Source organism: Novosphingobium sp. UBA6272, from assembly GCF_002440635.1.
In the GTDB taxonomy this organism is placed as follows: Bacteria; Pseudomonadota; Alphaproteobacteria; order Sphingomonadales; family Sphingomonadaceae; genus Novosphingobium.
In genome coordinates, this window is record NZ_DJUW01000002.1 from 209503 (window position 1) to 233887 (window position 24385).

23 protein-coding genes and 1 tRNA gene are annotated in these 24385 nt (G+C 64.5%); 11 read left to right on the forward strand and 13 right to left on the reverse strand.

The window, feature by feature from the left end:
• Positions 1-95: 95 nt before the first annotated feature.
• The 5 genes from B2V17_RS01755 to B2V17_RS01775 form a co-directional block, all read right to left on the reverse strand.
• Positions 96-1691: a PAS domain-containing protein gene (locus B2V17_RS01755; RefSeq protein WP_292994531.1), complete on the reverse strand. Its 1596-nt coding sequence runs from the start codon at positions 1689-1691 to the stop codon at positions 96-98.
• Between the two features lie 98 nt (positions 1692-1789).
• Positions 1790-2278 (reverse strand): MmcB family DNA repair protein, encoded by a 489-nt coding sequence (locus B2V17_RS01760; protein WP_292994533.1) that lies wholly within the window; start codon positions 2276-2278, stop codon positions 1790-1792.
• Between the two features lie 95 nt (positions 2279-2373).
• Positions 2374-3159, reverse strand: coding sequence for a hypothetical protein (locus B2V17_RS01765; protein ID WP_292994535.1), 786 nt, complete (start codon positions 3157-3159; stop codon positions 2374-2376).
• A 148-nt stretch (positions 3160-3307) separates the two neighbouring features.
• Positions 3308-3484 carry a hypothetical protein gene (locus B2V17_RS01770; protein WP_292994537.1) on the reverse strand — a complete coding sequence of 59 codons (177 nt, stop codon included), beginning with the start codon at positions 3482-3484 and terminating at the stop codon, positions 3308-3310.
• Between the two features lie 73 nt (positions 3485-3557).
• The gene (locus B2V17_RS01775; protein ID WP_292994539.1) at positions 3558-3989 is read right to left on the reverse strand and encodes a hypothetical protein; all 432 of its coding nucleotides are present in this window, start codon (positions 3987-3989) and stop codon (positions 3558-3560) included.
• A gap of 95 nt (positions 3990-4084) precedes the next feature.
• Here B2V17_RS01775 and B2V17_RS01780 point away from each other — a divergent pair.
• A tRNA-Arg gene (locus B2V17_RS01780) sits at positions 4085-4161 on the forward strand.
• A gap of 322 nt (positions 4162-4483) precedes the next feature.
• Here B2V17_RS01780 and B2V17_RS01785 read toward each other — a convergent pair.
• The 4 genes from B2V17_RS01785 to B2V17_RS01800 form a co-directional block, all read right to left on the reverse strand.
• Positions 4484-6325, reverse strand: a complete 1842-nt coding sequence (locus B2V17_RS01785) for an asparagine synthase C-terminal domain-containing protein (protein ID WP_292994541.1) — start codon at positions 6323-6325, stop codon at positions 4484-4486.
• Entirely contained in the window at positions 6325-7083 is a 759-nt protein-coding gene (locus tag B2V17_RS01790) for a lasso peptide biosynthesis B2 protein (RefSeq protein ID WP_292994543.1), read from the reverse strand. Before B2V17_RS01790 ends, B2V17_RS01785 begins: the two co-directional genes overlap by 1 nt.
• A 140-nt stretch (positions 7084-7223) precedes the next feature.
• Positions 7224-8447, reverse strand: a complete 1224-nt coding sequence (locus B2V17_RS01795; protein ID WP_292994545.1) for a M20 metallopeptidase family protein — start codon at positions 8445-8447, stop codon at positions 7224-7226.
• A gap of 6 nt (positions 8448-8453) precedes the next feature.
• Complete coding sequence (locus tag B2V17_RS01800) at positions 8454-9380, reverse strand: CDP-alcohol phosphatidyltransferase family protein (RefSeq protein WP_292994547.1); 927 nt, start codon at positions 9378-9380, stop codon at positions 8454-8456.
• Positions 9381-9657: 277 nt separating this feature from the next.
• Here B2V17_RS01800 and B2V17_RS01805 point away from each other — a divergent pair, with 277 nt between their 5' ends.
• The 3 genes from B2V17_RS01805 (at position 9658) to B2V17_RS01815 (ending at position 13048) form a co-directional block, all read left to right on the forward strand.
• Positions 9658-10953, forward strand: a complete 1296-nt coding sequence (locus B2V17_RS01805) for a CDP-alcohol phosphatidyltransferase family protein (protein WP_292994549.1) — start codon at positions 9658-9660, stop codon at positions 10951-10953.
• Between the two features lie 191 nt (positions 10954-11144).
• Positions 11145-12245, forward strand: coding sequence for an inositol-3-phosphate synthase (locus tag B2V17_RS01810; protein WP_292994550.1), 1101 nt, complete (start codon positions 11145-11147; stop codon positions 12243-12245).
• Positions 12246-12313: 68 nt separating this feature from the next.
• Complete coding sequence (locus B2V17_RS01815; protein WP_292994551.1) at positions 12314-13048, forward strand: NTP transferase domain-containing protein; 735 nt, start codon at positions 12314-12316, stop codon at positions 13046-13048.
• On the opposite strand, the gene B2V17_RS01820 is transcribed toward B2V17_RS01815, so the two are convergent.
• Together B2V17_RS01820 and B2V17_RS01825 are read right to left on the reverse strand one after the other, a co-directional pair.
• The gene (locus B2V17_RS01820) at positions 13045-13536 is read right to left on the reverse strand and encodes a DUF2141 domain-containing protein (protein WP_292994553.1); all 492 of its coding nucleotides are present in this window, start codon (positions 13534-13536) and stop codon (positions 13045-13047) included. The genes B2V17_RS01815 and B2V17_RS01820 overlap by 4 nt on opposite strands.
• Positions 13537-13606: 70 nt before the next feature.
• Positions 13607-15295 carry an ATP-binding cassette domain-containing protein gene (locus B2V17_RS01825; RefSeq protein WP_292994555.1) on the reverse strand — a complete coding sequence of 563 codons (1689 nt, stop codon included), beginning with the start codon at positions 15293-15295 and terminating at the stop codon, positions 13607-13609.
• A 163-nt stretch (positions 15296-15458) separates the two neighbouring features.
• On the opposite strand from B2V17_RS01825, the gene rpe reads away from it, so the two are divergent.
• The 5 genes from rpe (at position 15459) to B2V17_RS01850 (ending at position 20409) form a co-directional block, all read left to right on the forward strand.
• Positions 15459-16121 (forward strand): ribulose-phosphate 3-epimerase, encoded by a 663-nt coding sequence (rpe, locus tag B2V17_RS01830; RefSeq protein WP_292994557.1) that lies wholly within the window; start codon positions 15459-15461, stop codon positions 16119-16121.
• 3 nt (positions 16122-16124) lie between these two features.
• Positions 16125-17996, forward strand: coding sequence for a heparinase II/III family protein (locus tag B2V17_RS01835; RefSeq protein WP_292994559.1), 1872 nt, complete (start codon positions 16125-16127; stop codon positions 17994-17996).
• Positions 17997-18003: 7 nt separating this feature from the next.
• Entirely contained in the window at positions 18004-19593 is a 1590-nt protein-coding gene (purH, locus tag B2V17_RS01840) for a bifunctional phosphoribosylaminoimidazolecarboxamide formyltransferase/IMP cyclohydrolase (RefSeq protein WP_292994561.1), read from the forward strand.
• Between the two features lie 130 nt (positions 19594-19723).
• Positions 19724-19906, forward strand: coding sequence for a hypothetical protein (locus B2V17_RS01845; RefSeq protein ID WP_292994563.1), 183 nt, complete (start codon positions 19724-19726; stop codon positions 19904-19906).
• Between the two features lie 38 nt (positions 19907-19944).
• Positions 19945-20409 carry a Fur family transcriptional regulator gene (locus B2V17_RS01850; RefSeq protein WP_292994565.1) on the forward strand — a complete coding sequence of 155 codons (465 nt, stop codon included), beginning with the start codon at positions 19945-19947 and terminating at the stop codon, positions 20407-20409.
• Positions 20410-20447: 38 nt separating this feature from the next.
• Here B2V17_RS01850 and B2V17_RS01855 read toward each other — a convergent pair whose 3' ends face one another.
• Positions 20448-20834 carry a VOC family protein gene (locus B2V17_RS01855; RefSeq protein WP_292994567.1) on the reverse strand — a complete coding sequence of 129 codons (387 nt, stop codon included), beginning with the start codon at positions 20832-20834 and terminating at the stop codon, positions 20448-20450.
• An 84-nt stretch (positions 20835-20918) separates the two neighbouring features.
• On the opposite strand from B2V17_RS01855, the gene dxs reads away from it, so the two are divergent.
• Complete coding sequence (gene dxs, locus B2V17_RS01860) at positions 20919-22841, forward strand: 1-deoxy-D-xylulose-5-phosphate synthase (RefSeq protein ID WP_292994569.1); 1923 nt, start codon at positions 20919-20921, stop codon at positions 22839-22841.
• Entirely contained in the window at positions 22841-23638 is a 798-nt protein-coding gene (locus tag B2V17_RS01865) for an alpha/beta hydrolase (protein WP_292994570.1), read from the forward strand. Before dxs ends, B2V17_RS01865 begins: the two co-directional genes overlap by 1 nt.
• On the opposite strand, the gene B2V17_RS01870 is transcribed toward B2V17_RS01865, so the two are convergent.
• Positions 23635-24318: an NnrU family protein gene (locus B2V17_RS01870; RefSeq protein WP_292994572.1), complete on the reverse strand. Its 684-nt coding sequence runs from the start codon at positions 24316-24318 to the stop codon at positions 23635-23637. The two genes, B2V17_RS01865 and B2V17_RS01870, sit on opposite strands and share 4 nt — an antisense overlap.
• Between the last annotated feature and the right edge of the window lie 67 nt (positions 24319-24385).

Consider the following 24385-nt stretch of genomic DNA (forward strand, 5'->3'; position numbering starts at 1 on the left):
TGCCCCTTGGTCCGGCCCCCCAAACGCAAGGGGCGCGCCATGCCCCCCGACACGGCGCGCCCGGCGCGGCTGATTGATGGACTTGGACTTGGGGATCAGCCGAGCAGCTTCTTTGCCGCCTTTTCCAGCAGCGGGATATCGTCGGCCACTTCGCCCAGCAGCACCACTTCTCCGGTGGGCAGCCGGCGGGCGACCAGCAGCGTGAATTCCGCGCCTTCACGCGAAACCGCATCAAGCGGGGCATGGTCGAGCTTGCGCAGCTTCTTGGCCAGCGCCTCGCGCGGGGTATCGCGGACTACGGCTTCCTGGCCGCTTTCCTCGCGCTTCAGGCGGCGTTCTTCGGTGACCACGCCCTTTAGCCCGCCCGGAGCGGCGGCGAGGTATCCGGCCAGCGCCCCGCGGCCGAGCCCGATCCGCTGGGCATGGCTCAGCGCCGAGGCATATTCGGTCAGGCGGGTCTTGTCGTATTCGGCGCCGAACACCAGCTTGACCACCGGGGTCATCGGCGCCCGGTCCTGGACGGTCAGGCCCGAATCCACCACCAGTTCGGCAAATTCATCGGGCGCATCGGCGGCGGCGAGCGAGAAGTCGTAAGCCTTGCCGATCGCGGCGTAGAGCGCCTGGCGGGTGCGGTCTTCCGATCCGCGCGCCGCTTCGGCCAGTTCGCGGGCAGAGGCAAGCCAGTCGCCCAGACCCATGTCGTCCTCGGCCAGATTGGGCAGAGCAATCTCGGTCGCGCTGGCCACGGCCCTTTCCGCGGCTTCGCTGTCAGCATCGTCGGCCAGTTCGGCAAAACCGTCGAGTTCCAGTGGCGGCAGGTCGCCTTGCGCACGGGCTATGGCGCGAAGGTCAAGCGGAGCGGCGGGCTCGTCTTCGTCTTCGTCGTCCGCGGATGTCATCGGAGACAATCCGGCAAAGCGTGGAGCCGGGGTTTCGGGTTCGATGTCTTCGGCCGGCGTTTCCAGCCAGGCAAGGTCGAGCACGTCTTCGGCCTCATCCTCGTCTTCATCGAAAGCTTCTTCGGCAAGCGAATCGGCCGGGCCATCGGCCCATTCGGTCAGGGGATCGGAACGGCGGGCCTCGACATGGCCGTTGGCTTCGAGCGCCTGATCGATTTCCTGCAGCAGCTCGTCGGTGGTCGCCTGGTCGGCCAGTTCCTTCCAGTTGATCACGCCGTAGATGAAGTCGATCGCCACGTCGTCGGACGAGAAAGGCAGCAGGATCCCGCGATAGAGGATCGTGCGGCCGCGCTGGTTGACGAATTCGGCCTCGAACCCGATCGGCGCCTGATTGGCCAGAATCTGCATGTAATGGTCGGTGATCCGCGACAGCAGTGAACGCGCCGGCACGTCGGACAGGGTTTCGATCTTGCCGCTGGTGCCGCATTCGGTGGCGAGCATGTCGCCGAGATAGCGGATCGCCGGGTTTTCGATCCCCGCGGTGAAATCGAGCATGACGCTGTAGGGCCCGAAATCGGGCAGTTCGGCCGGCGCAATATCGCCGATCGAGGGGAAATTGCGATCGTCGAGCAGGCTCGCCCAGTGATTGTAGGCGCGCACCTGCATGCGGCGCTCGTCCTGCCCGATCGGGCTGGGCGGCGGCTCGCGCGGGGATTCCTCCTCGCCGAATTCCACTTCCGGCCAATCGTCGGCCGCATTCGAATCAAGATAACTTCCGCGATACGTGTCCATGTGGGTTCCCCACCAAGTCCTGTCCGAAGCCAGTTCTGGCGCAACATGGTAAATTTAGCGTTAAGTTGCGCGGAGCCGGTGGCGTACCGGATTTCCGGTCAGCGGCTCCAGCCGGACAGGCCGGGATCGAGCAGCCCCAGCTGGCGGCGCAATGCCGCCCGGGCGAGCCGTTCGGTCTCGGCCTTGCGCCGCGCGGCGGCCAGCGGCACGGTCGCGGCCGGGCGCAGGATCTCCGCGTCATAGCCATCCGCCACGATCAGCCCGCAGCGCTCGGGCAGGAACGCCGGTTCTTCCAGGCAGGCACGGTCAAGGTGCGGGGCGAGGCCCCAATAGAACCGGTCGCAATGGTCAAGATAGTCGGTCCACTTGCCATCGCCGAGCAGATCGGCCCGGCTGACCTTGATCTCAACGATCACGAGGTGGCCCTTTGCATCGATCCCCATCAGGTCGGCGCGGCGGCTGGAGCGGAGCGGCATTTCCGCCAGGCAGAAGATATCGTTGCGCGCGAACAGCCGGCAGATCCCGCGCGCCACGGCCTGCGCCGCCTTCAGCTCGGCATCATCGGGAATCGGGACGGGACCGGCCATGACCGATTCCTAGGAACAAACTGGGAACCGCGCAAGCGCGGGCATTGTTATATAAGGCGTACCCAATCAGGGGTGCTCGTTGAATGAGTGCTGGTTTAGCCGATGAGTTTAGCAGTCTCTTGCTCGATTTCGAACACGAGCCCTTCAACCATGCTGTGAAATTCCTGGAAAAGAATGGAGGCAGGCTTCTGGGTCAGTGGGCTAGAGTTCAATGCCCTAATCTCAACATAGAGATTCAAGCCGATCTCACCCTCCCGCGCAGTGGGAAAGGCTCGGAGTATTTCAAACTCAAAGTCAGATATCTGCTTGAACTCGGCGAAATAGTCGAACCCACGGAGCTTCGAGATACCGATCCCGTTGGGTAAAATCACAGTCCTAAGAGTCACTTGATGCTTGTTCGAGTTGGCCATATTATTGAGAAGGCACAGGAGTTTATCTCCATCTGTTCCGTCCTCCTTTGTAAGGAATGGTGCGAACGAGAGGAGCTTAGGGTGCAACTCGACGGGTATCCCCCGAAATACGCCATTTCGAGCAGCAATGCGTCTTTTAAAGTCATGTTCGGTATCCGCGAATGGGAAGTTGGTATGCTTCGGGCTACCACAGCCTATCGCGTGCGAAGCGGCGGAAACGGCTTGATCGAGTGCGTTCCGCAGATCACTGATAATTCGATATCCGGCCCGCTCGACTTCCTCACTCGGTTGCCTAATGATGACCGCCTTGAGGAGTGTAGAAATGAGTTTTCCGCCAAGGCGATTCTCTACCGGGACGATCTTGTAAGTTGGGTCACTCAGGATCTCACTGATTGCGGAGTCGAAGTTTCCAATCTCTTGATTAGCCCAGCGACAAAGTTTCTTGGGGCTATCAAATAAACCACCTGTCATTGATCAAGATTTGCAAAGCGCGTGATCTTGTATAGCGCTTCATCGGCCTTAGTAGGGTTTAGCTCGCCAACGGCGATCATGGGCTCGACCGCGACGCGAAAGCTCGCGTTCTGCTGGTCTTGGGGTTCTCTCCGCTTCTTCTTTGGCATCAGGCCGCACCGGTGGTTTGATAAGTCGGACGCCCGTCGACGATATCTTTGAGCAATGCATCGACGCGGTCGGCGTCGTTGTAGCCGAGCGCAGCGCGGTTGCTGTAGCGGAAATTGAATTCATTGACGCGGCGGTGCAGGGGTTTCCCGGCGCAAGGCTGAAAAATGCCCATCATCTCGCCCCCCAAGAAGCCGAAATAGCCTTCAAAAGCATTGGTGCGAATGAAATTTGCTCGCCCCCAAGCGCGCTTACATGAAGCGGCGTGGGGTCGTCGCTTCGGGCGGGGGCGTCAGCGCCAGCAGCGCAGCCCGCGCGGCGTGGAATTCCTGCCACAGTGCCAGCGCTGCCGGGGCCGGATTGGCCCCGCGCGCGTGGATCGCCAGCAGCGCGGCAATGCCGGGCTCCATGACGGCGGAAAGATCGTCGATCCCCTGCTCGGCCCGTTCGCGGCGCCAGCCCCCGGCATCGCGCATCACGGCGGGGAAATTGCGTACTTCGGGGCGCATCGCTTCGGTAGCGAGACCGGCCAGGCTGCCGACCACCGAGATCGCATCGTGCAGCGCCGACCACTTCATGCTCATCGCGCTGGCCGAGGCCTGGCCGAATTCGGGCCGGCCCGAAGTGGGCAGCGCGCCGGAGGCCGGCTGGACCGGCGGAGCAAAGCTGGAATGCATGTTCATGGCCCGGCATTAACCCGGAGGCCCTTGCCAAATCGCTAAAGCCCGCGAAAAGGCACTGGCGCTTCGCCGCCCGCACTGCTAACCGCGCCAGCCACGCACCCGTAGCTCAGCTGGATAGAGCGCTGCCCTCCGAAGGCAGAGGTCACAGGTTCGAATCCTGTCGGGTGCGCCAAAGACAAAGGGCGTCCCGTCTGGGGCGCCCTTTGTCTTTGGCGCACTTGGCTGCTTTATTCGCCGCGCCTTGTGCCCAGACCGAATGGCAAGCTTTGCTTTGATGCTCCACCGCCCAATAAGAGCGGCAGAGCACCAATCGAATTATGATTAACTCAAATAAACTTAAGGAATGTCACCCCGCTGGAACGCCCAATCATAAGAACGGCCCAGCCAGCCTTTGGTGGCCTTCGAAACTTTTCCAAGCTTGAACATGACAACCTCCTTTTGTTTTGAATCTGACCGGAGTCAGGACTTAAGGGTTAGTCTTTCGGATTGATGCGTCAACTCAATAGCGATAAACGGTTCGTCGCCTTAATTGACTGGGCCCAGGTTTCCCAACTGAAGAATTCCAGCGGAATTCCCGGACCAATCGCACGCGGCGCCATGCCGCGCAGCAGCTCTTCAAGCGGGCCGCGGGCCAGCACCCCGCTGCGGACCAATTCACCGTCAAGCAGGACCTCGCGCAGGAACGGCAAGTTTCGCGCCAAAACCTGTTCATAGAGATCGTCGGGCGTGCTCTTGCTTGTGCGATGCAGCACTTCTGGTGCCAGCATGTTTCGGAAAGCATGGCGCGCCAAAGCGCGATCGACCCCGCCGTGGGTGAAGTTCCAGGTGGGAATGCGTAGGCACAGTTCGATGACCGGCTGTGACAGGAGCGGGCAGATCCGCTCAATCCGATACTGCGGGCGCCAATGGTCGTAATAGGGGATCGACAGGAACGCCGCAGACAGGATGTGAGCGCATTTGCCCGGAGGGACGTCGCGGTCCGGCAAAAGCAAGGGATGCAATAGGTCCAGCCGTGGACCACGATCAAGCAGGGCATCGCCCAGATAAGGCCACCGATTTGATGGCGCCACCAGCCCGGTTACCAGATTGAACGGGTCGCTGGGACGCAGTCTTTCACGGATCATGGCACCGACGGTTTTCCAGACCGTGGTCCGGCCATAACGCGCGGCATCGAATATTACCCGGGGCAATGCCGAAGTCCCAATTCCCGTCCGGGCATAGTCAAGCGCAGACAGAATGTGCGGTAGCTGGAAAAATATGTTGTCGCCGCCGACGCCGTAGAACAGCGAATCGGCCCCCACCTCCATTGCCAGATCATAGACACCTCCGGCGGGAGAGGTGCAGTCGAACATTGGCATCGGATTTACTTGCGGAACGATCCGCATCATCTCAGCCAAATCGACGTGTGCGGGATCAAGTGGCCGGTGGATGAAGTCCACTCCGGCAAAGACGGCGGCGGCCTGGCCATATCGGCGCTCATCCCCCTTTGGAGTGGTAGTCGAAAAGTTGACTGCTCGAAGCATTTGGCTTTCGCCACCGCCGGCAAGGCAAGCCAGGATGATCGACGAATCCAGTCCCCCAACGCTGACCAGAGGACTGCTTTGCGCGCTTGCAAGACTTCGGGTTGCACGGACGACAACCTCCCTCAGCAGGTCGCTGGCCCGTCCGGGTTCAAGCAGGCGTTCACCCTCAGCGAATTCATAAGGGTTCCAACCGAACTCGCTCTTGATACCGTTTTGGCTGAAGGTCTGAATCTGCCCCGGCAAGACCTCTGTAACGCCTTTTATGCCGGTGATCGACTTTTGGAACTGCGGGGCGAGCGCATTGAGGGCCAGATAGTCGATATCGATCTCGGCCGAGAATTGCGGCCAGCCCAGCAACAGGGCCAGGTCCGAAAAAAAGATCCGGGCTTTGCCAACAGCGGTATGAAAACAAGGCAGAGCACCGGTGGGATCGCGCAAAGCATGGACAGAGCGGCCATCCGAACCGGCAATGAAGGCCAGGTATCGCCCCCAGTGTCGCGAGAAAAGCGAGTGCCCGCGTGAAGCGCGCATTGCGCTTGCCTCGTCCCGGTCCAAAGCGCCGATCTGGGCCGAATGATCCGGATTGCCGGTTCGAAAGATCTGGCCAAGCAAAACGCCTGAACGGTCCGGCAGGTCGATCCGCCCAAGCGCGGATCCTCGGCCTGTCTTTGACCATATGTTCAAGGCAAGCGACCCGTCTTCGGTCTCAAGTCCGGTGGCCCCAAAGCCCGTCAAATGCGCGGCCAGCGAACTTAGAGTGGCTTGCTCATTTGGATCGCGAGGATCAATTAGAATGGCGACGAAATCGAACATCAGCAGCGCATGATTACGGAATAGTCACAGACATTTTCCAGGTCGTCGTCCAGAACCAACGACTCAAGCTGGACCCAGCAATGTGCTGCAAACGCGTTTTGCCGAACGCCGAACACCCAATTGGGATAAATCGAATAGCTTGCCAGAAATTCGATCAGTGTCAGTGCATCCAGCAGGCACTTGTCGCGGCGGGCCATGAAGAGCGGCCGAAGTTTCCGGTATATTTCCACCAATGCGCGGAGATATTCTCGCTCGGGCGCGACCGGCAGGGCCGGTCGCCGCCGCTTGATTGACTCGACTGCCCGAAACAAGGGCCAGATCCCTAGCTTCCAACGGGCCAGAATGACTGCCTTGGCCATTGCAATGAAATGGCTCGATTTGATATTTGGGCCACCTACGCCGAACCGTTGAAGTTCCTGGATATCGGCTGGATGCGTGAGCAATTCGAGCGGCTGCGCGGCCTCTTGGAGGCGTACGAGCCCTGCTTCGGCAAGGTCGCTCAGCAAGGCTGTGAAGTCTGCTGCGTCAACGTCGCAGCCGCTGCCCGCAGGCATGCCAAATGGTGGAAGTCCCAATCCTTCTATAAGACGATCGGCAAACCTCGATTCGATAGAGATGTAATCATCACGTTTGAGATCAAGAAATATCAATGTATCTCCGCACTGAGCAAGAAATACATCATGGCCGATTTCGAGATTCGGCAGTGCTTGCTCAATCCGATCGGAATTTTCAACAAGCGGTTTTTTCTGGGCGGCCAACAAGACCTCCAAGTCGTTATCTGTATTGGCCCATTTTGATATTCTTCGCTCATCAGCAAAGCAAGCTGCTGGCAGGGGGTGTGGCCGCTTTTCTAGGTCGGTCCGGCGCTAATTGAGGGCAGCTTGTCTGAACATGGCTTTCAGGCCGCCGCGAAACCCCGTTCCAGAAACCGCACCGCGCAGCCGGCCAGCAGGGCAGCGCCTTTGGGCAGGGCGGTTTCATCCACGGTCATCCGGGGTGAGTGGATCGCGGGGCAGTTGTGCCAGTCGGCACCTTCGGCTGCGACCCCCAGGAAGAACATCGCGCCGGGGACCTGCTGGAGGACATAGGCGAAGTCTTCCGCGCCCATGATCGGCTGGTCGAGCCGGCGGAACGCGCCTTCGCCGAACAGTTCGGTGCTGACCGCCTCGCCCAGATCGACCGCGCGGGAATCGCAGACCGAGACCGGAAAGCCCGGGGTTATTGTGACGCGCGCTTCGGCCCCGTGCGCGGCGGCGATGCCCTTGGCGAGCTGTTCGAGCGCGGCGTGGAGCTTGTCGCGGTGGCGGTTGGAGAGGGCGCGCAGGGTGCCGCGCAGCGTTGCGAAATCGGCGATGATGTTGTGCGCGGTGCCAGCCTCGATCCGCGCGACGGTGCAAATCACCGGATCATTTGCGTCGAACTGGCGGGTGACCAGGGTCTGCAGCGCCATCACGATCTCGCAGGCGATCGGCACCGGATCAAGCGCGCTGTAAGGCATCGCGGCATGTCCGCCGCGCCCCCGCACCGTGATGTCGAACTGGTCGGCCGAGGCCATCAGCGCCCCGGCCCGCCCGGCAACCTGGCCGTGCTTGGCATTGGGCATCACATGGAGGGCAAAAGCGGCCTCGGGCAAGGCGCGGCCGGTTCCCTCGCCGCCCAGCAACCCGTCCTCAAGCATGAATTTCGCGCCATGAAAGCCTTCCTCGCCCGGCTGGAACATGAACCGCACTTCGCCCTTGAGCGATTCGCGGCGCGCGCAAAGCAGGCGGACCGCGCCGGCCAGCATCGCAGTGTGGGTATCGTGGCCGCAGGCATGCATGGTGCCTGGGATTGTCGAGGCATAGTCCAACCCGGTCTCTTCCGGCATCGGCAGCGCGTCCATGTCGCCGCGCAGCAGCACGCAGCGGCCCGGCCCGGCGCCGCCTTTCAGCGTTGCGACCAGGCCAGTGGTCGAAGGGCCTTCGCTCCATTCCAGCGGCAGGTTGGCCAGCGCGGCGCGAACCTTGTCGCGGGTCAGCGGGGTGTGCAGGCCCAGCTCCGGCTCGGCATGGATCGCGCGGCGCAGCGAGACGATCTCGCCTTCGAGCGCACGGGCTTCGTCGAGCAGTTTTTCATGCAGCATCGGCGTTCAGGCTCCGATCTTGGCGGCGATCCGGCGGGCGGAGGCATTGTGGGCGCGCACCGAATGGACCAGCAACAGGTTGAGGACGATCGACTGGTAGAGCATGTACCACAGCGGGCTGCCCGCGAACATCGAAACCCCCAGCACGATTGCGCGCGGGTTGGGGCCGAGGATCTTGCACAGCAGCAGCAGCGGCGGTGCTTCGGCCTTTACTGCCGAAGCGATCGCATCGAGCCGGGGCTTGTCGCCCTGCGCGGCCTGGACCGCGGCGTCGATCTTCAACGCTTCCGGGGTCATTCCGCTGGCCACGCCGATATAGGCCGAGACCAGCCGCCCCGCCCAGCTCCGCGCAGTGGCCGAGCCTTCCTGGCTGTGGCTGTTGCGCAGCCAGGGCGTGCCATAGACCCACCACTGGTACTGGCGGCGCTGGACCTCGACATGGTTGGACTGGATCGCGTGGCTGATCCCTGCGCCGACCACCAGCACCCAGGCCAGCCAGCCGCTTACCAGACCTGTGCCCGCCGCAAGCATTGCGGCCAGGATCAGATAGAGCGCGATGTGGCTAAGGTAATCGCACAGCCCGTCAACCATTTCGCCGATCGGGCTGGAGCGCCCGGTCAGGCGGGCAAGATCGCCGTCGGCGCCGTCGACCACATGCCAGGTCATGTGCAGAACCATGCCGAGTGCCGCCGCCACCGGCCAAGTCAGCTGGGTATAGGCCAGCGCCGCCGCAACCACGAAGCCTGCGCCCACGACCGACACCATGTTGGGGGTGATCGGGGTCGGCGCGAGCAGCCGGGCGAGCTGCCAGGCCAGGGGGTGGTAGAGGTAGTAATTGAGCGGGTCCTGCAGTTCGCGCGGACGCAGCGGGCGCTGGATGCGCGGCGGCGGCGACTCGAACCGGGCCGGTCCGTCGGCGGTTGATAGGTCCATGGTCTCTCAAGCGCTCCCGATAGGCAAGGCCAGCGCGCTGCCCGCCTGTTTGCCGCCTTATAGCCTGCGCTGCCGGTACGGCCAGCCACTTTGCCGCTTTGCGGCCAAACGGACATAGTGTCGGCTTTGGAGAGCCAGGCCTGAGCTGTGAATGCTTGGCAAACCGGGTCCTTCGGGTTCATAACGGGTTCAGGCCGGAGACGCCTTTAGAGGTCCGGCATCCCGGGCATTGCGCCCGGATTGAAGTTCAACCCGGTTGGTCGCGAACAGGTAGGATATGGCATTGCACGATCCCCAGTCGGCGCAAGGTAAGCCGGATTCGGCCCGGAGCGCGAACAGCTTTCGCGCCGTGATCGCCCCGGCCGGTCACGGCGGGGGGTGGCCGCACAAACTGGCCGGAATTACCATTGCAGAGCGACAGCAGCGGCAATTGCTGCGGCTTGGCGCGGGCAAGGTCGATCTTGCCGGAGAGCACGGAGCAATCGTTGGCCCGGTGCTGGTGATCGAAGCCGGGCTGGTCGCCGACGAGCGCCTGATCGCGGCCTTCATTGAGGCGGCGCGGACCCGTGGCCCCGGCAGTCCGGCTCTGGTGGCACTGGGCCCGGACGGCGAAACCGGCGGGCTCGCTTGGCTGCCCGATGGCGGCCGCGATTTTGCCTGGCCAGCGCTGCTGGCCGGGGCTGACCGGATCGATCTGGGCCAGGTCGACAGCTATTCGCCCGAACGGCGCCGCAGGGTTCCGCTGATCTGGGAGCGTCCCAGCGATGCGGCCGCGGCGCGGCGCGTGGCGGGAGATCTGCTGGCCTCGGCCCAGAAGGGCTGTCTCGACTGGCCGGCGCGGTTTATCCATCCGCCGATCGAGAACGCCTTCGTCCGCTTGCTGCTGCCGACCCCGATCACCCCCAACATGATCTCGGTCATGGCCTTCCTTTTGGGACTTTATGCCGCCTGGTGCTTTGCCACGGGATCAATGTGGGCCGGCTTGGTGCTGGCCTTGATGATCGGCCCGATCGACGGGATCGACGGCAAGCTGGCCCGCACCCGGGTCGAGTTCTCGCCCTGGGGCGATCTTGAGCACGTCGGCGACAAGGTCGTAGAATATGCGTGGTTCGCTGCTCTTGCCGCAGCAATCGGGACCGGTTGGGCCTGGGCACTGGCCGCCCTGATCGTGGTCACGGCCCTGGCCGAAGCGCTGCAGGGCGAATTCTACCGCCGGCTCACCGGCGCCCAGCTCGACGATGCCGGGGGCTTTGAACGCGCCTACCGGCTGGTTTCCGGGCGCCGAAACACCTTCTTCTGGTGCCTGCTGCCCTTCGCCTGGTTTGAAGCCTGGGGAGCGGGGCTGGTGATGATCGCGGTCTATGCCGCCGCGAACTTTTTCGTGATGCAGGGCCGCTTCTTCATCCGCCTCGCCGAGTATGGCCGGGCCCATTCTGTGGCGATCGCGGCGAATCTGGACGCGACCGCATACGGGGTGCTCGATCCCGCTGATTTGGAAGAGGATCGAGCCGAACCGGCCAGCGTTGTCGGCCCGGTCGTGCTGCCGTCCTCCGGAAGTCTAGGGACGCGCTGATTTGCAAGGGATTTCGCCTCTAATCGCCGTGCCGTGTCGCCCAGCGCAAGTGCATCCGAATTGTCACATTGCCAGACGGAAGCACGCATTCGGCTTGACGCGGGGCAATTGGCTTGCTTTTGGCGCGTGATTTTTTCAAAGACGGGCCTTTCGCGGCCCCCAACGTGTCGCTCGAGAAGGACAAGATCAGAATGAAGCCTATCAAGGTCGCCATGATTGGCGTCGGCAATTGCGCAAGTTCGCTGGTGCAGGGTGTTGCCTACTATCGCCAGAACAACTCCTCGCAGGGCCTGATTCACGACAAGATTGGCGGCTACGGCGCCGGTGACGTCGATTTCGTGCTCGGCATCGATGTTGACGCCCGCAAGGTCGGTAAGGACATTGCCGAAGCGATCTTTGCCCAGCCCAACAACACCAAGGTGTTCAAGGCCGACGTACCGGCCACCGGGGCCAAGGTGATCATGGGCAAGATCTCCGATGGCGTTGCCGCGCACATGACCACGGTCGGCGAAAAGGGCTTCATCGTTTCGAACGAACCCGAAGCCGATCAGGCCCGCATTGTCCAGGCAATCAAGGACTCTGGCGCGGAAGTGCTGATCAACTTCCTTCCGGTCGGTTCGCAGGAAGCCACCGAATTCTACATGGAATGCGCGCTTGAAGCCGGCGTTGCGGTGGTCAACTGCATGCCGGTGTTCATCGCCAGCCGCCCCGAATGGGAAGCTCGCTTCCGCGAAAAGAACATCCCCATCGTCGGCGACGACATCAAGGCCCAGGTTGGCGCCACTATCGTCCACCGCGTACTTTCCAGCCTGTTCGCCGCGCGCGGTGTCACGGTTGAGCGGACTTACCAGCTCAACACTGGCGGCAACACCGACTTCATGAACATGCTCGATCGCCAGCGGCTCGGCTCGAAGAAGGAATCGAAGACCGAAGCGGTTCAGGCCATGCTCGCCCAGCGGCTTGCGGATGAGAACATCCACGTCGGCCCGTCGGACTATGTGCCGTGGCAGAAGGACAACAAGCTGTGCTTCCTGCGCCTCGAAGGCCTGCAGTGGGGCAACGTCCCGATGGAACTGGAACTGCGTCTTTCGGTTGAAGACAGCCCGAACTCGGCAGCCTGCGTGATGGACGCGATCCGCTGCGCCAAGGTTGCGCTTGAGCGCGGTGAAGGCGGCGCCCTGATCGGCCCGTCGGCCTACTTCTGCAAGCATCCGCCGCAGCAGTTCAACGACGATCTGGCCGCCCAGATGGTCGACGAGTATGTTGCGGACGCGCCGCTCGCCGCCGAATAAGCCCGAGCCTACCAAGTCCACGAAGCGGCGCCGGGCAACTGGCGCCGTTTCTGTTTGGAGAGTTACTCATGGACGCCCTGATTATCGCCGCCGGATTTGGCAGCCGTTTGCGGGATATCTCCGATTCCAAGCCGATGACCCCGATCGCCGGGATTCCGTTGCTTGAGCTGGGGGTACGTCAGGCCAAGGCGGCTGGGATTGAGCGGGTTGTGGTGGTTGCCGGGCACGAGGCTGACCGGCTCGAAGCCGGGCTGCCCGCGCTGGCGGATCGGGCGGGTATCCCGGTGGTGGCGCAGCGAGTGGAAGACTGGTCCAAGCCCAACGGCTGGTCGGTGCTGGCCGGGGCCAGCGTGATTCCCGGCAATTACCTGCTGATGATGAGCGACCATATATTCTCGGGCTCGATCCTGACCCGGCTGGCACAGCAGGGCGGGGCGGACCGCGGCGTAACCCTGGCGGTCGATTTCCGCTGCGATCACCCGCTGATCGATCCGGACGATGCAACCTGGGTCAAGCTGGACCAGCGCGGCTTCATCCGCGCGATCGGCAAGACCATCCCCGAATATGATGCTGTCGATTGCGGGGCCTTCCTCGCCACGCCCGAACTCGCCGAGGCGATCCGCGCGGCGATTGCCGAAGGCAAGGCCGGCAGCCTGTCCGAAGGAATGCAAAGGCTGGCCGACGCAGGCCGCGCCGCGACGATGGATATCGGCGCGGCCTGGTGGCTCGATGTCGATGATCCCCGTGCCCACGAACTGGCTGAGGCCCAGGCCCCGGCCGAACTGCCCGAAATCTACGGTTAGGGGTACTTCATCCGGATTCGCAGCGAAGCGCCGGGTCCCGACACCACGACGCGGACTTTCTTGAAGCTTGGTGCGCTGAAGAAGATCCGCGGGTTGTTGGAAAAGCCGAAACCTTCCTTCGGAATGCCAAGACCGTTCTTGTCGACTTTGCCGTTCGCATTCTCGTCATGGTACAGGGCCAGGCCATAAGCCCCCGGCTCCGGCAGAAAAATGCACGCCTGCACCATCCCCGCGCGGGCCTTGACCCGGCCATTGGCGAGCGAGCCGCGTGGCTTCAGGAAGACGGCCGGATTATCGGGATAAGGCGCGATAGTGACCACGCCGTTGCTGTTGCGCAGGCCTTCGATCGTCAGGTTGACCCATGTCGCACTGGGCGCACCGGTGCACCCGGCCGGCGCGCCGCCTTGCGCTCCCGCCGTCTGCGATGCCGACAATGTCAGGCCAACCGCCGCCAGCGCCAGCCAGGTCCTAGCCAATCCGAACTTCATTGCAGGCTTCCTTGCCCCCTGAATTCCCGCGCCTAATGCGACAAAGTAACACGTTGATGCAAGTATCGATTCACTCGGCCTGAGCCAGCCGCCCGGCATCGAGGCGGATTTCCCGGTCGGCCAGTTCGACAAGTTTGCCACGGTGGCCAATCACCACCACGGCCAGGCGTTCGCGCAAAGGGCCCAACGCGGCGGCTATCTGCGCCTCGTTGGCGGCATCGAGCGCGCTGGTCGCCTCGTCGAGGATCAGCAGCGCCGGTTCGCGCAGCAGCGCCCGGGCCAGCATCAGCCTTTGCCGTTCGCCGCCCGAAAGCTGCCGCCCGCCATCGCCGAGCGGGGTATCGAGGCCCTGCGGCAAGTCGAGCGCAAACCCGGCCGAGGCAGCGGCCAGCGCTTCGACCAGCCGCGCATCGTCGGCCTCCGGCGCGGCCCAGCGCAGATTGTCGCGCAGCGAGGCCGAAAGCAGCACCGGGTCCTGCTGGACATAGGCCACCCGGCTGCGCCAGGCCTGCCGTGCGGCTCCGCGCAGCACGGTTCCATCAACCATGACCGCGCCATCATCAGGCTCAAGCAAGCCGCCGATCAGGTCCGCCAATGTGCTCTTGCCGGCACCCGAATGACCGGTGATCGCGGTGATCCCCCGCGCCGGTATCGTGGCGGTCACCTGGTCAAGCGCGGCGCCGGCCTCGCCTGAAAAACGGACCGTGGCATCGACCAGCTGGATTGCCTGGTTGAGCAGTGGTGGGGCAACATCGCCGGCGGGTTGCTCGCGCGCGGCTTCGGCCATGGCGATCAGGTCCAGCGCGTCGCGAACCGCGGGGCGGGCGTGCGAGGCATTGAGGCCGGCCTGCTGCAGGCCGCCGATCAGCGGCAAGGCACGGGCAAACAGCGCAACCATCGGCAGGACCACCGCGACATCGCTGTGCCAGCGTTCCAGCGCCAGCCAGACCAGCAGCGCGAGCAAGGCGGCGCCTCCGGCCTGCAGCGCGATCTGGCCGCGTCCAGTATCGCGCAGATAGGCTATCGTCGTCTCACGCAGGCCGGCAAATTCGCTGACCAGCTCGTCCAGCGCTTTATCCTCGCGGCCCAGACCCTTGATCACCCGCAGCGCGCCCAGCCCTTCGTCGAGGCGGCTGTGGATCCCGCTGTGGGCGCGGCCCAGCGCGTCGCCCAGCGCCGCCGCGCGCCGCCGCATGCCGTGGAAGGCCGTGAGCACCAGCAGGCCCGATACGATCGCTCCGGCGGTCAGCAGCGGCGAAATGACCAGGGCTGCCAGCGCAATGCCGCCCAGCGTGATCAGGGTCGACAGCGCCAGAATCGCCTGATTGACGAAGATCCCGGCCCGGTCGACCCGCGATATAAGCAGGCTGGCAGTATTGGAGCGCTTCATCCCCAGCAGCACCCGCCATTCGCAGTGAAGCAGGGCCTGCCAGGCCCGGCGGCGCAGGCCGTCGACCACTTCGGTCTCAAAGCGGTGCCCGGCCAGCGCCCGCAGCTGGACGATGACCGCGCGCAGCGTGACCAGGGCGACGAACAGGATCAGCAGCGGGCCCAATCTGGTTGGCATGCCCAGCGCGGTCAGGGCCGCGCCGATTCCGCCGGGATCGCCCTGCCCCAGCGAGCCCAGCAGCGGAACCAGCAGAACCAGCCCCAGTCCCTCGGTCGCAGCGGAAATGGCCATCAGCGCGAGCAGCCAGGCAATCCTGGGATAGTGCTCCGCTGCAAGCAGGCGGGGCGGGGCTACTGCACGGGCGTTCATCGATTTCAGCCATGCCCGGCCCCTTGACCAAGGTCAATTGCGCCAGAGCGGGGCCGGTTCGCGCCGAGTACCCAAGATACTGTGTGGAAAAGCCGTATCTGCGGCTTGTCGCCCCCCAGATGCGGTGGGTAAGCGCCGGGAAAGGAGCCTTTTGCAACAGCTCATGTTGGCACCGCTTATCTCGCCCTCGATCCTCTCTGCCGACTTCGCCCGGCTGGGTGAGGAAGTGCGCGCGATCGACGCGGCCGGGGCCGACTGGATCCATGTCGACGTGATGGACGGCCACTTCGTCCCCAACATCACGATCGGCCCGATGGTGGTCAAGGCGCTACGCGGGCACACCGCGAAGCCGTTCGACGTGCACCTGATGATCACGCCGGTCGATCCCTATTTGCAGGCCTTCGCCGATGCCGGGGCCGACATCATCACTTTCCACCCCGAAGCCGGTCCGCATGCCCATCGCACGGTCCAGGCGATCAAGGCGCTGGGCAAGAAGGCGGGGGTATCGCTCAATCCGGCGACCCCGGCCAAGATGCTCGATTACCTCTACGAGGAAATCGACCTGGTGCTGGTGATGAGCGTCAATCCCGGGTTCGGCGGGCAGAGCTTCATTTCCAGCCAGCTGCGCAAGATCGAGGCGATCCGCAAGGCGATCGACAAGACTGGTCGCGAAATTCACCTTGAGGTCGATGGCGGAGTCGATGCCGTCACCGCACGGCAATGCGTCGATGCCGGTGCCGACGTGCTGGTTGCGGGATCGGCCACCTTCAGGGGCGGGCCCGATCACTACGCCGCCAATATCGCCGCGCTGAAGGGGGCCGGATGAGCCATGAGCGATGCCGCCCTCACTACCCGCAGCGTGCCGCTGGATGCCGCTTCGGCCGATGGACCGGCACTCACCTTGGGCGGCTCTGATGAGGCTGGACTGGTGAGCGAGACCGCGCCCGCCCTGCCCTCTGGTGGCGAAGTCGTCGAGCCCGGTCGGGCGCTGGCCCTGGCCGATTTTGCCCCGCCTGCAATCGGCGCGGGGGAACGGCTGCTGCGGCTGGCCTACCGGCTCGGCATTCCGGGATCGGCGCTGACCGCGCCCTTCGGCAAGAGCGCCAAGCCGCGCCTGCTGGCCACGGTCACCAATCCGCTCGAAGGCAGCAAGGTTGCCGGAACCGCGCTGCGGGCCGGGCATTTTCTGGTCCACGGCGCCAAAAGTCCGATCGCCCAGATCGAATTCGCCGGGGCTGCGCGGCTCGCCCCGCCGCTGGAAAAGGTGGTCCACACCTTCTCGTGGCTGGCCGACCTTGAAGCGAGCGCGCCGCGCGAAGTCGTGGTTCCGGTGGCCGAGCGGATTCTCGGCGCCTGGCTGAGCGCCAATCCCAAGCCACCGTCGCGCCCCGGCAAGGGTCCGGCCTGGAACCTGGGAAATGCAGGCACACGTGAGCTCAACTGGCTGGTCCATGCCCCGTTGATCCTTTCTGGCAGCGACAAGGCGCAGCGCGCCAGGATCCTCGCCGCGCTGGGCGATACCGCCCGCTGGCTCGACAAGAATGTTGGCCGGGCGGAAGATCTGTTGTCCGAAGTTGCGGCCTGGTGCGGGATTGTCGCCGCTGGCCTGCTCCTGCCCGAAGGCAAGCCGCGCCGGCTGTTCGGCGAAGCGGGGCTGATCCGGGCGCTGGGCGAATTGGTCGGCGACGATGGCGGCGCGTTGTCGCGCAGCCCGCTGGCGCAGATGGAAGCGATCGCGCTGCTGGTGAAGCTGCGCGCCTGCTACCAGGCGGTTCGCCGCGATCCGCCGCAGGCACTGGAAACGATAATCGGCTTGCTGGTCCCGCCGCTGCTGGCGCTGACTCACGGCGATGGCTCGCTGGGATCGTGGCAAGGGGGCTGGGCGGTTGACGGGGCCGAGGTTTCGGCGCTGATCGCCGCTTCCGGTGTGCGCACCCGCCCGCTTCGTGATGTACGGCAGTGGGGCTATCAGCGGGTGGTTGCGCAGAAGGGCATCCTCCAGTTTGATGCCGCGCCTCCACCGCTGGCCAAGCACGCCCGCCTGGGCTGCGCTTCGACCTTGGCCTTCGAATTCAGCCATGCCGGGCAGCGGCTGGTGGTCAATTGCGGCGGGGCGGGCTGCGCCGGCGGGCTGATGCCGGTTCGGCTGGAGCAAGGCCTGCGCGCCACTGCAGCCCATTCGACCCTGGTGCTTGACGATGCCAATTCCACTGCGGTGCTGATCAATGGCCGGATCGGCAGCGGGGTTTCCGAAGTCGAGATCGACCGCCGTACTCTGGTGGGTGACAAGCTGGCTGGGGCGACCCGGCTTGAAGCCAGCCACAACGGCTATGGCACCCGCTATGGCCTCACGCACCGCCGGATCCTGATCCTGCGCGACGATGGCACCGAACTGCGCGGCGAAGACCTGCTGGTTCCGGCTGGGCGCAGGGGCAAGAACGGCAAGGTCGGCTTTGCGATCCGCTTCCACGTCGGCCCGGGGGTCGAGGTCGGGCTGAGCGAAGATGGCCAGGGCGCAGGGCTGGCGCTGCCGGACGGGTCCTATTGGCAGTTTCGCGCCGGGGGCGGCCAGGTGTCGATCGAAGAAAGCATCTGGGCCGATGGCCAGGGCCGCCCGCAACCGATCCAGCAGATCGTCGTATCCGGATTGGTTTCACGCGGCGGAGGGAACTTCGCCTGGCTGCTGAAGAAGATGGGGTAGAATTCCAGTGACGAACGTAACGATCCGCCGGGCGCTGCTTTCGGTGTCCGACAAGGCCGGGCTGGTGGAACTGGGCCAGGCCCTCTCAGCGCGCGGGGTGGAACTGGTCTCGACCGGGGGCACCGCCAAGGCGCTGCGCGATGCGGGCCTCGCGGTGATGGACATTTCCGAACTGACCGGCTTTCCCGAGATGATGGACGGGCGGGTCAAGACGCTGCACCCCAAGGTCCACGGCGGACTGCTGGCGGTGCGCGATAATCCCGAGCATGCCGCTGCGATGGCAAGCCATGAAATCGGCGCGATCGACCTTGTGGTGGTCAACCTCTATCCGTTTGAGGCAACTGTCGCCAAGGGGGCCGGTCGTGACGAGGTGATCGAGAATATCGACATCGGCGGGCCCAGCATGGTCCGCTCGGCGGCCAAGAACCACGCCTATGTAACGATCGTCACCGATCCCGCCTACTATGCCGGGCTGCTGGCCGAGCTGGAGGAAACCGGCGGCGCGACCCGCTATGAATTCCGCAAGCTGATGGCTGCCCGCGCCTTTGCCGCGACCGCCGCCTATGACAGCATGATCAGCCAGTGGTTCGCCTTTGCCGACCAGCAGCAACTGTTCCCCGAAATGCTGGCGATCACCGCTACGCGCAAGGAAGAGCTGCGCTACGGCGAAAACCCGCACCAGCGCGCCGCGCTGTACATTCCCAAGGGTCCGCATGGCACCGGGATCGCGCAGGCCCGGCAGCTGCAGGGCAAGGAGCTGTCCTACAACAACTACGCCGACGCCGACGCCGCGCTGGAGCTGTGCGCCGAATTCCGCGGCCAGGATCCGGCGGTGGTGATCGTCAAGCACGCCAACCCGTGCGGGGTGGCGCAAGGCGCGAGCCTGCTCGAGGCCTGGAACGGAGCGCTGCAATGCGACGACGTTTCGGCCTTTGGCGGGATCGTCGCGGTCAACGTCCCGCTCGACGGGCCGACCGCCGAGGCGATCTGCGAGATCTTCACCGAAGTGGTGGTCGCCCCTGATGCCGATGAGGCGGCGATTGCGGCCTTTGCGAAGAAAAAGAACCTGCGGCTGCTGCTGACCGGCAGCTTGCCCGATCCGCGCCGCGGTGGGCTTGCGGTCAAGCCGATCACCGGCGGGCTGTTGGTGCAGAGCCGCGACAACGGCACGATTACCGCCGACGACCTCAAGGTCGTGACCCGGCGCGCGCCCAGCGAGCAAGAGCTTAAAGATTGCCTGTTCGCCTGGACCGTCGCGCGCCACGTCAAGAGCAACGCGATCGTCTATGCGCGCGACGGGATCACCGCCGGGATTGGCGCGGGCCAGATGAACCGCCGCGATTCGTCTCGGATCGCCGCGATGAAGGCGGCCGAAGCGGCAGAGAAGTTCGGCTGGGCGCAGAGCCGCACCGTCGGCAGCGCGGTTGCCTCGGATGCCTTCTTCCCCTTTGCCGATGGACTGCTGGCCGCTGCCGAGGCCGGAGCCACGGCCATAATCCAGCCGGGCGGATCGATTCGCGATGACGACGTGATCAAGGCCGCAGACGACGCCGGCCTGGCGATGGTCTTTACCGGGATGCGCCACTTCCGGCACTAGGCACTCGGTTTGCCGCAGCCCGATTTCACTTCATCGCTCTGTCGGCGAAGTGAACGCGGCATTCACTGGACGGTAACGACCGAATCTGCACGAGGGCGCCAGCAGAAATACCTAACCGAGTGATTCCTCCATGGGCCTGTTCAAAGCCGATCTTTACCGCTCCTTCGCCGTCGGCTTCGTGCTGGGTGCGGCGATGTTCGCGGCGGTGATGGGCAGCAAAAGCGACCGGCCGATCGCGGGCCAGGTAATCCCCTCGGCCACAGCGGCCCCCGCCCAACTTGATCAGACCCTGCTGGATCCCGCCGCGCGCTAGGATTTGCCGTTCGCGCTGCGGACGCCTATATCGCGCCTATGGCAAGCGCACATCACCATCATCATGAGCCGACCGGGCAGACCCTGGTTGAGGAAGCCGCCAAGGCGCTGGTCGATGCCGGCGAACAATGGACCGGCATGCGCGAGGAAGTGTTCGAGGCGCTCGCCGCCCGCGCTCGCCCGGCCTCTGCCTATGACATTGCCGAGGACGTATCCAAGTCACGCGGCAAGCGGGTCGCGGCCAATTCGGTCTACCGGATCCTCGACCTATTCGTGGCCAGCAACCTGGCTCGCCGGATCGAAAGCGCCAACGCCTATGTCGCCAACCCCCACCCGGGCTGCCGCCATGACTGCATCTTCCTGATCTGCGATTCCTGCGGCAAGGCTACGCACCTCGACGATGACGGGCTGACCGGCGCACTGGTAGAGGCCGCGCACAAGGCCGGCTTTGATGATATCCGCCCGGTGGTCGAACTGCGCGGGGTCTGCGCGGATTGTAGCTGATCGGTTTCGCAAGCTGATCGCGGATGCGATCAGCGCACTTAGCCAAATTGCGTCAGGCTGAGGCCGTTGCCGTCGGGATCGGCGAACCAGGCGATCTTCGCCCCGCCATCGGGCGAGCTCCAGACTCCGTCCGGGTCCTGGCCGAACCCTTCGAACACCTGGAACGTCACCCCCTTGGCCTTGAGCCCGGCCATCGCGGCGCGGATATCGGCGACATGCCAGCCGAGCACGGTATGGCCGGTGGCCTTGTGGTCGGGCAGGTCGGTCAGCCGCATCGGGGTGCGGTTGCCGAGGTCGAAGGTCGCCGCGTGGCTATCCTCGCCCAGCAGGCGCAGGCCCAGCACGTCGCGGTAAAACGGCATGGACCGGCTACGGTTCGCCGTCATCACGAATGTCAGCGGGGGCGAATTGGCGGGCAGGGACATTGGTCGGCCTCCTTCAGGGGTCCATCGAAACTGCACCATACTGTCAATCGACACGAATGAAACCAAGGTGTAAGGGCCGGTCCCATGAGTTCAGACCCGGCAACGCCGCTTCTCGACACTGTCGATGTTCCTTCCGACCTGCGCCGGCTCGCGCCCGGCCAGTTGCGCCAGCTGGCGGACGAGCTGCGCAGCGAGATGATCAGCGCCGTCGGCACAACCGGCGGGCACCTCGGCTCGGGGCTGGGCGTGGTCGAACTGACCGTCGCGATCCACTATGTCTTCAACACGCCCGACGACAAGCTGGTCTGGGATGTCGGCCACCAGGCCTACCCGCACAAGATCCTGACCGGACGGCGCAGCCGGATCCGCACCCTGCGCCAGGGCGGCGGGCTATCGGGTTTCACCAAGCGCAGCGAGAGCGAGTACGATCCGTTCGGCGCGGCGCACTCCTCCACTTCGATTTCGGCCGCATTGGGCTTTGCAGTGGCCAACAAGATGATCGGCCAGCCCGGCAAGGGCATTGCCGTGATCGGCGACGGGGCGATGAGCGCCGGCATGGCCTATGAGGCAATGAACAACGCTGCCGAGGCGGGCAACCGGCTGGTGGTGATCCTCAACGACAACGACATGTCGATCGCCCCGCCGGTTGGCGGACTGTCGGCCTATCTCGCCCGGCTGGTATCCTCGCGGCCGTTCCTGGGTCTGCGCGATATCGCCCGGCGGTTGTCGCGCAAGCTGCCCGAACCGCTCCACCGCGCCGCCAAGAAAACCGACGAATTCGCCCGCGGGATGGCGATGGGCGGGACCCTGTTCGAGGAACTGGGCTTCTATTACGTCGGCCCGATCGACGGCCACAACCTCGATCAGCTGATCCCGGTGCTTGAGAACGTCCGCGATGCCGCCGAAGGGCCGTGCCTGATCCATGTCGTCACCCAGAAGGGCAAGGGTTATGCTCCGGCCGAAGCCAGCGCCGACAAGTATCACGGGGTGCAGAAGTTCGACGTGATCACCGGCGAACAGGTCAAGGCTCCGGCCAAGGCCCCGGCCTATCAGAACGTGTTCGGCGAAACGCTGGCCAAGCTGGCCGACAACGATCCCCGGATCTGCGCGATCACCGCCGCGATGCCGAGCGGGACCGGGGTCGACAAGTTCGCCAAGGCCCACCCGGACCGCGCCTTTGACGTCGGGATTGCCGAGCAGCACGGGGTAACCTTCGCCGCCGGCCTCGCCGCGCAGGGAATGCGGCCATTCTGCGCGATCTATTCCACCTTCCTGCAGCGCGCCTATGACCAGGTGGTCCACGATGTGGCGATCCAGAACCTGCCGGTCCGCTTCGCGATTGACCGTGCCGGGCTGGTCGGAGCCGACGGGGCGACTCATGCCGGCTCGTTCGACATCACTTACCTCGCCAGCCTGCCCAACTTTGTGGTGATGGCCGCAGCCGACGAGGCCGAGCTGGTCCACATGACCTATACCGCCGCTCTCCACGACAGCGGCCCGATCGCCTTCCGCTATCCGCGCGGCAATGGGGTGGGGGTAGAGCTGCCCGAAGTTCCGCAGCAGCTTGAAATCGGCAAGGGCCGGATCGTCCGCCAGGGCAGCAAGGTCGCGATCCTTTCGCTAGGTACGCGCCTCGCTGAAGCTTTGAAGGCCGCCGATCAGCTCGAGGCCAAGGGGCTATCGACCACGGTTGCCGACCTGCGCTTTGCCAAGCCGCTCGATACCGATCTGATCCGGCACTTGATGACCAGCCACGAAGTGGTCGTGACGGTCGAGGAGGGCAGCATCGGCGGGCTCGGCGCGCATGTGCTGACCATGGCCAGCGACGAAGGCCTGACCGACGCCGGCCTCAAGATCCGCACCCTGCGCCTGCCCGACACGTTCCAGGATCACGACGCGCCGGATAAGCAGTACGACGCCGCCGGGCTGAACGCGCCGCACATCGTCGATGCGGTGCTGAAGGCGCTGCGGCATAACTCGGCGGGGGTTGAGGAGGCACGGGCTTGATGCGGCGTGCCCTGCTAGCGATCGCCCTGCTGATATCGGGCGCTTATGCGGCAGGTTTGGGCAGCCTTTTCTACTATCAGCGCAGCCTGATTTTCCCCGCACCCAGCCTCCCTTGGCCCGAGGAAGCCGGCTTTGAGACCGTGTCCTATCGGACTGAAGACGGGCTGACGCTGCGCGGGCTCTACCGCGCGGCCCAGCCGGGCCAGCCGACCATCGTATTCTTCCACGGCAACGGCGACAGCCTTTCGGGCTCACTGGTTTCAACCGAGCTTTATGCCGCAGCCGGCCACGGACTGTTGCTCGTCGAGTACCGGGGATATGGCGGCAATCCCGGCGCGCCTGACGAAGCGGGGCTCTACCAAGACGGACGAGCGGCACGCGGCTGGCTAGCGGCCGAGGGAATTCAGCCTGAACGACAGATTCTGATCGGATACTCGCTGGGCACCGGGGTTGCGGCGCAACTGGCGCTCGAACAGGCCCCGGCCAGGCTTATCCTCATCGCGCCCTACACCAGCCTGCCAGATGTGGTGACGCATCGTTTCGGCGGGCTGGTTCCTACTTCGCTGGTCAAGGACCATCTCGACACGGCAGCAAAGATTGCCCGGATCGGTTGCCCGGTGCTGATCATGCACGACCGCGATGACGCATCGGTCCCCGCCGCTCAAGGCGAAGCTTTGGCTCGCGCGTCAAAGGGCGCGAAGCTGCTCCTGTTCAACGGCCATGGCCACCAGCTGGGATTCTCAGAGGAAGCCCAGCAGGCTGGCCTCACATGGCTTCAAGCCAATCAGACTAGTTAACCCAACCACCGCCACACCCCCGCCGGCATCGCGATCAGCCAGCCGTGGGCCCAGGTGGCGACCAGCCAAAGTGCAATCCCGCCAAGCCATGGCACAGTGCCGGCCTTGCCCAGCGCGCCAAGCCTCGGCCAATAGCAGGTCTGCGCTTGCCAACCCTGCCACGCGGGTCCCATTAGCACGGCCTTCTTGCGGTCCTGCATGTGCGCGCCGACCAGCGCCAGGATGGCCATGGCCAGGCTCAGGACGATCACCCGCGGGGTCGGGCTGACCAGCACATGGGCGGCGCTCCATAGCGCGAAGGACCACATCATCGGATGGCGGGTTGAATGGAACACCCCGTGCGGGCCTTTGGCGGCCAGCGCCGCGGCGCCGGGCGCCGGCATCGCCGGGTTGCCCTTGAACGAGCCGACCAGCAGCACCGAGGCAAGCAGCATCAGCAGCGTCGCGATGATCCACGGCCCCTTGGCCAGGCCATCCCACAGCGGCGCGGCGGGCGGCACGGCGCGGAAGGCCATGACCAGCCAGCCGAAGGTGGCGAAAGCGACCAGCGAATAGAGCGCCGGGAAGGCCTTCTCCCCAGTCAGCCGCGCCAGCGGCGCGCGCAGGGGGTGCGACAGGGCGAAATGACTGCCGACGAAAGCAGTGCAGGCGGCGATCAAACCGGCGAGAGCGTTATCCATGCGGCTTCCCCTATGTTTACGGCGTCAACATAGGTAGCACAACGCAACTGGATGGCAATCGGAATTT

Coding starts and splice junctions, on each gene's coding strand:
- B2V17_RS01755 (WP_292994531.1), bottom strand. CDS start 1,691: ATGGACACGTATCGCGGAAGTTATCTTGATTCGAATGCGGCCGACGAT.
- B2V17_RS01760 (WP_292994533.1), bottom strand. CDS start 2,278: ATGGCCGGTCCCGTCCCGATTCCCGATGATGCCGAGCTGAAGGCGGCG.
- B2V17_RS01765 (WP_292994535.1), bottom strand. CDS start 3,159: ATGACAGGTGGTTTATTTGATAGCCCCAAGAAACTTTGTCGCTGGGCT.
- B2V17_RS01770 (WP_292994537.1), bottom strand. CDS start 3,484: ATGATGGGCATTTTTCAGCCTTGCGCCGGGAAACCCCTGCACCGCCGC.
- B2V17_RS01775 (WP_292994539.1), bottom strand. CDS start 3,989: ATGAACATGCATTCCAGCTTTGCTCCGCCGGTCCAGCCGGCCTCCGGC.
- B2V17_RS01785 (WP_292994541.1), bottom strand. CDS start 6,325: ATGTTCGATTTCGTCGCCATTCTAATTGATCCTCGCGATCCAAATGAG.
- B2V17_RS01795 (WP_292994545.1), bottom strand. CDS start 8,447: ATGCTGCATGAAAAACTGCTCGACGAAGCCCGTGCGCTCGAAGGCGAG.
- B2V17_RS01800 (WP_292994547.1), bottom strand. CDS start 9,380: ATGGACCTATCAACCGCCGACGGACCGGCCCGGTTCGAGTCGCCGCCG.
- B2V17_RS01805 (WP_292994549.1), top strand. CDS start 9,658: ATGGCATTGCACGATCCCCAGTCGGCGCAAGGTAAGCCGGATTCGGCC.
- B2V17_RS01810 (WP_292994550.1), top strand. CDS start 11,145: ATGAAGCCTATCAAGGTCGCCATGATTGGCGTCGGCAATTGCGCAAGT.
- B2V17_RS01815 (WP_292994551.1), top strand. CDS start 12,314: ATGGACGCCCTGATTATCGCCGCCGGATTTGGCAGCCGTTTGCGGGAT.
- B2V17_RS01820 (WP_292994553.1), bottom strand. CDS start 13,536: ATGAAGTTCGGATTGGCTAGGACCTGGCTGGCGCTGGCGGCGGTTGGC.
- B2V17_RS01825 (WP_292994555.1), bottom strand. CDS start 15,295: ATGAACGCCCGTGCAGTAGCCCCGCCCCGCCTGCTTGCAGCGGAGCAC.
- rpe (WP_292994557.1), top strand. CDS start 15,459: ATGTTGGCACCGCTTATCTCGCCCTCGATCCTCTCTGCCGACTTCGCC.
- B2V17_RS01835 (WP_292994559.1), top strand. CDS start 16,125: ATGAGCGATGCCGCCCTCACTACCCGCAGCGTGCCGCTGGATGCCGCT.
- B2V17_RS01845 (WP_292994563.1), top strand. CDS start 19,724: ATGGGCCTGTTCAAAGCCGATCTTTACCGCTCCTTCGCCGTCGGCTTC.
- B2V17_RS01850 (WP_292994565.1), top strand. CDS start 19,945: ATGGCAAGCGCACATCACCATCATCATGAGCCGACCGGGCAGACCCTG.
- B2V17_RS01855 (WP_292994567.1), bottom strand. CDS start 20,834: ATGTCCCTGCCCGCCAATTCGCCCCCGCTGACATTCGTGATGACGGCG.
- dxs (WP_292994569.1), top strand. CDS start 20,919: ATGAGTTCAGACCCGGCAACGCCGCTTCTCGACACTGTCGATGTTCCT.
- B2V17_RS01865 (WP_292994570.1), top strand. CDS start 22,841: ATGCGGCGTGCCCTGCTAGCGATCGCCCTGCTGATATCGGGCGCTTAT.
- B2V17_RS01870 (WP_292994572.1), bottom strand. CDS start 24,318: ATGGATAACGCTCTCGCCGGTTTGATCGCCGCCTGCACTGCTTTCGTC.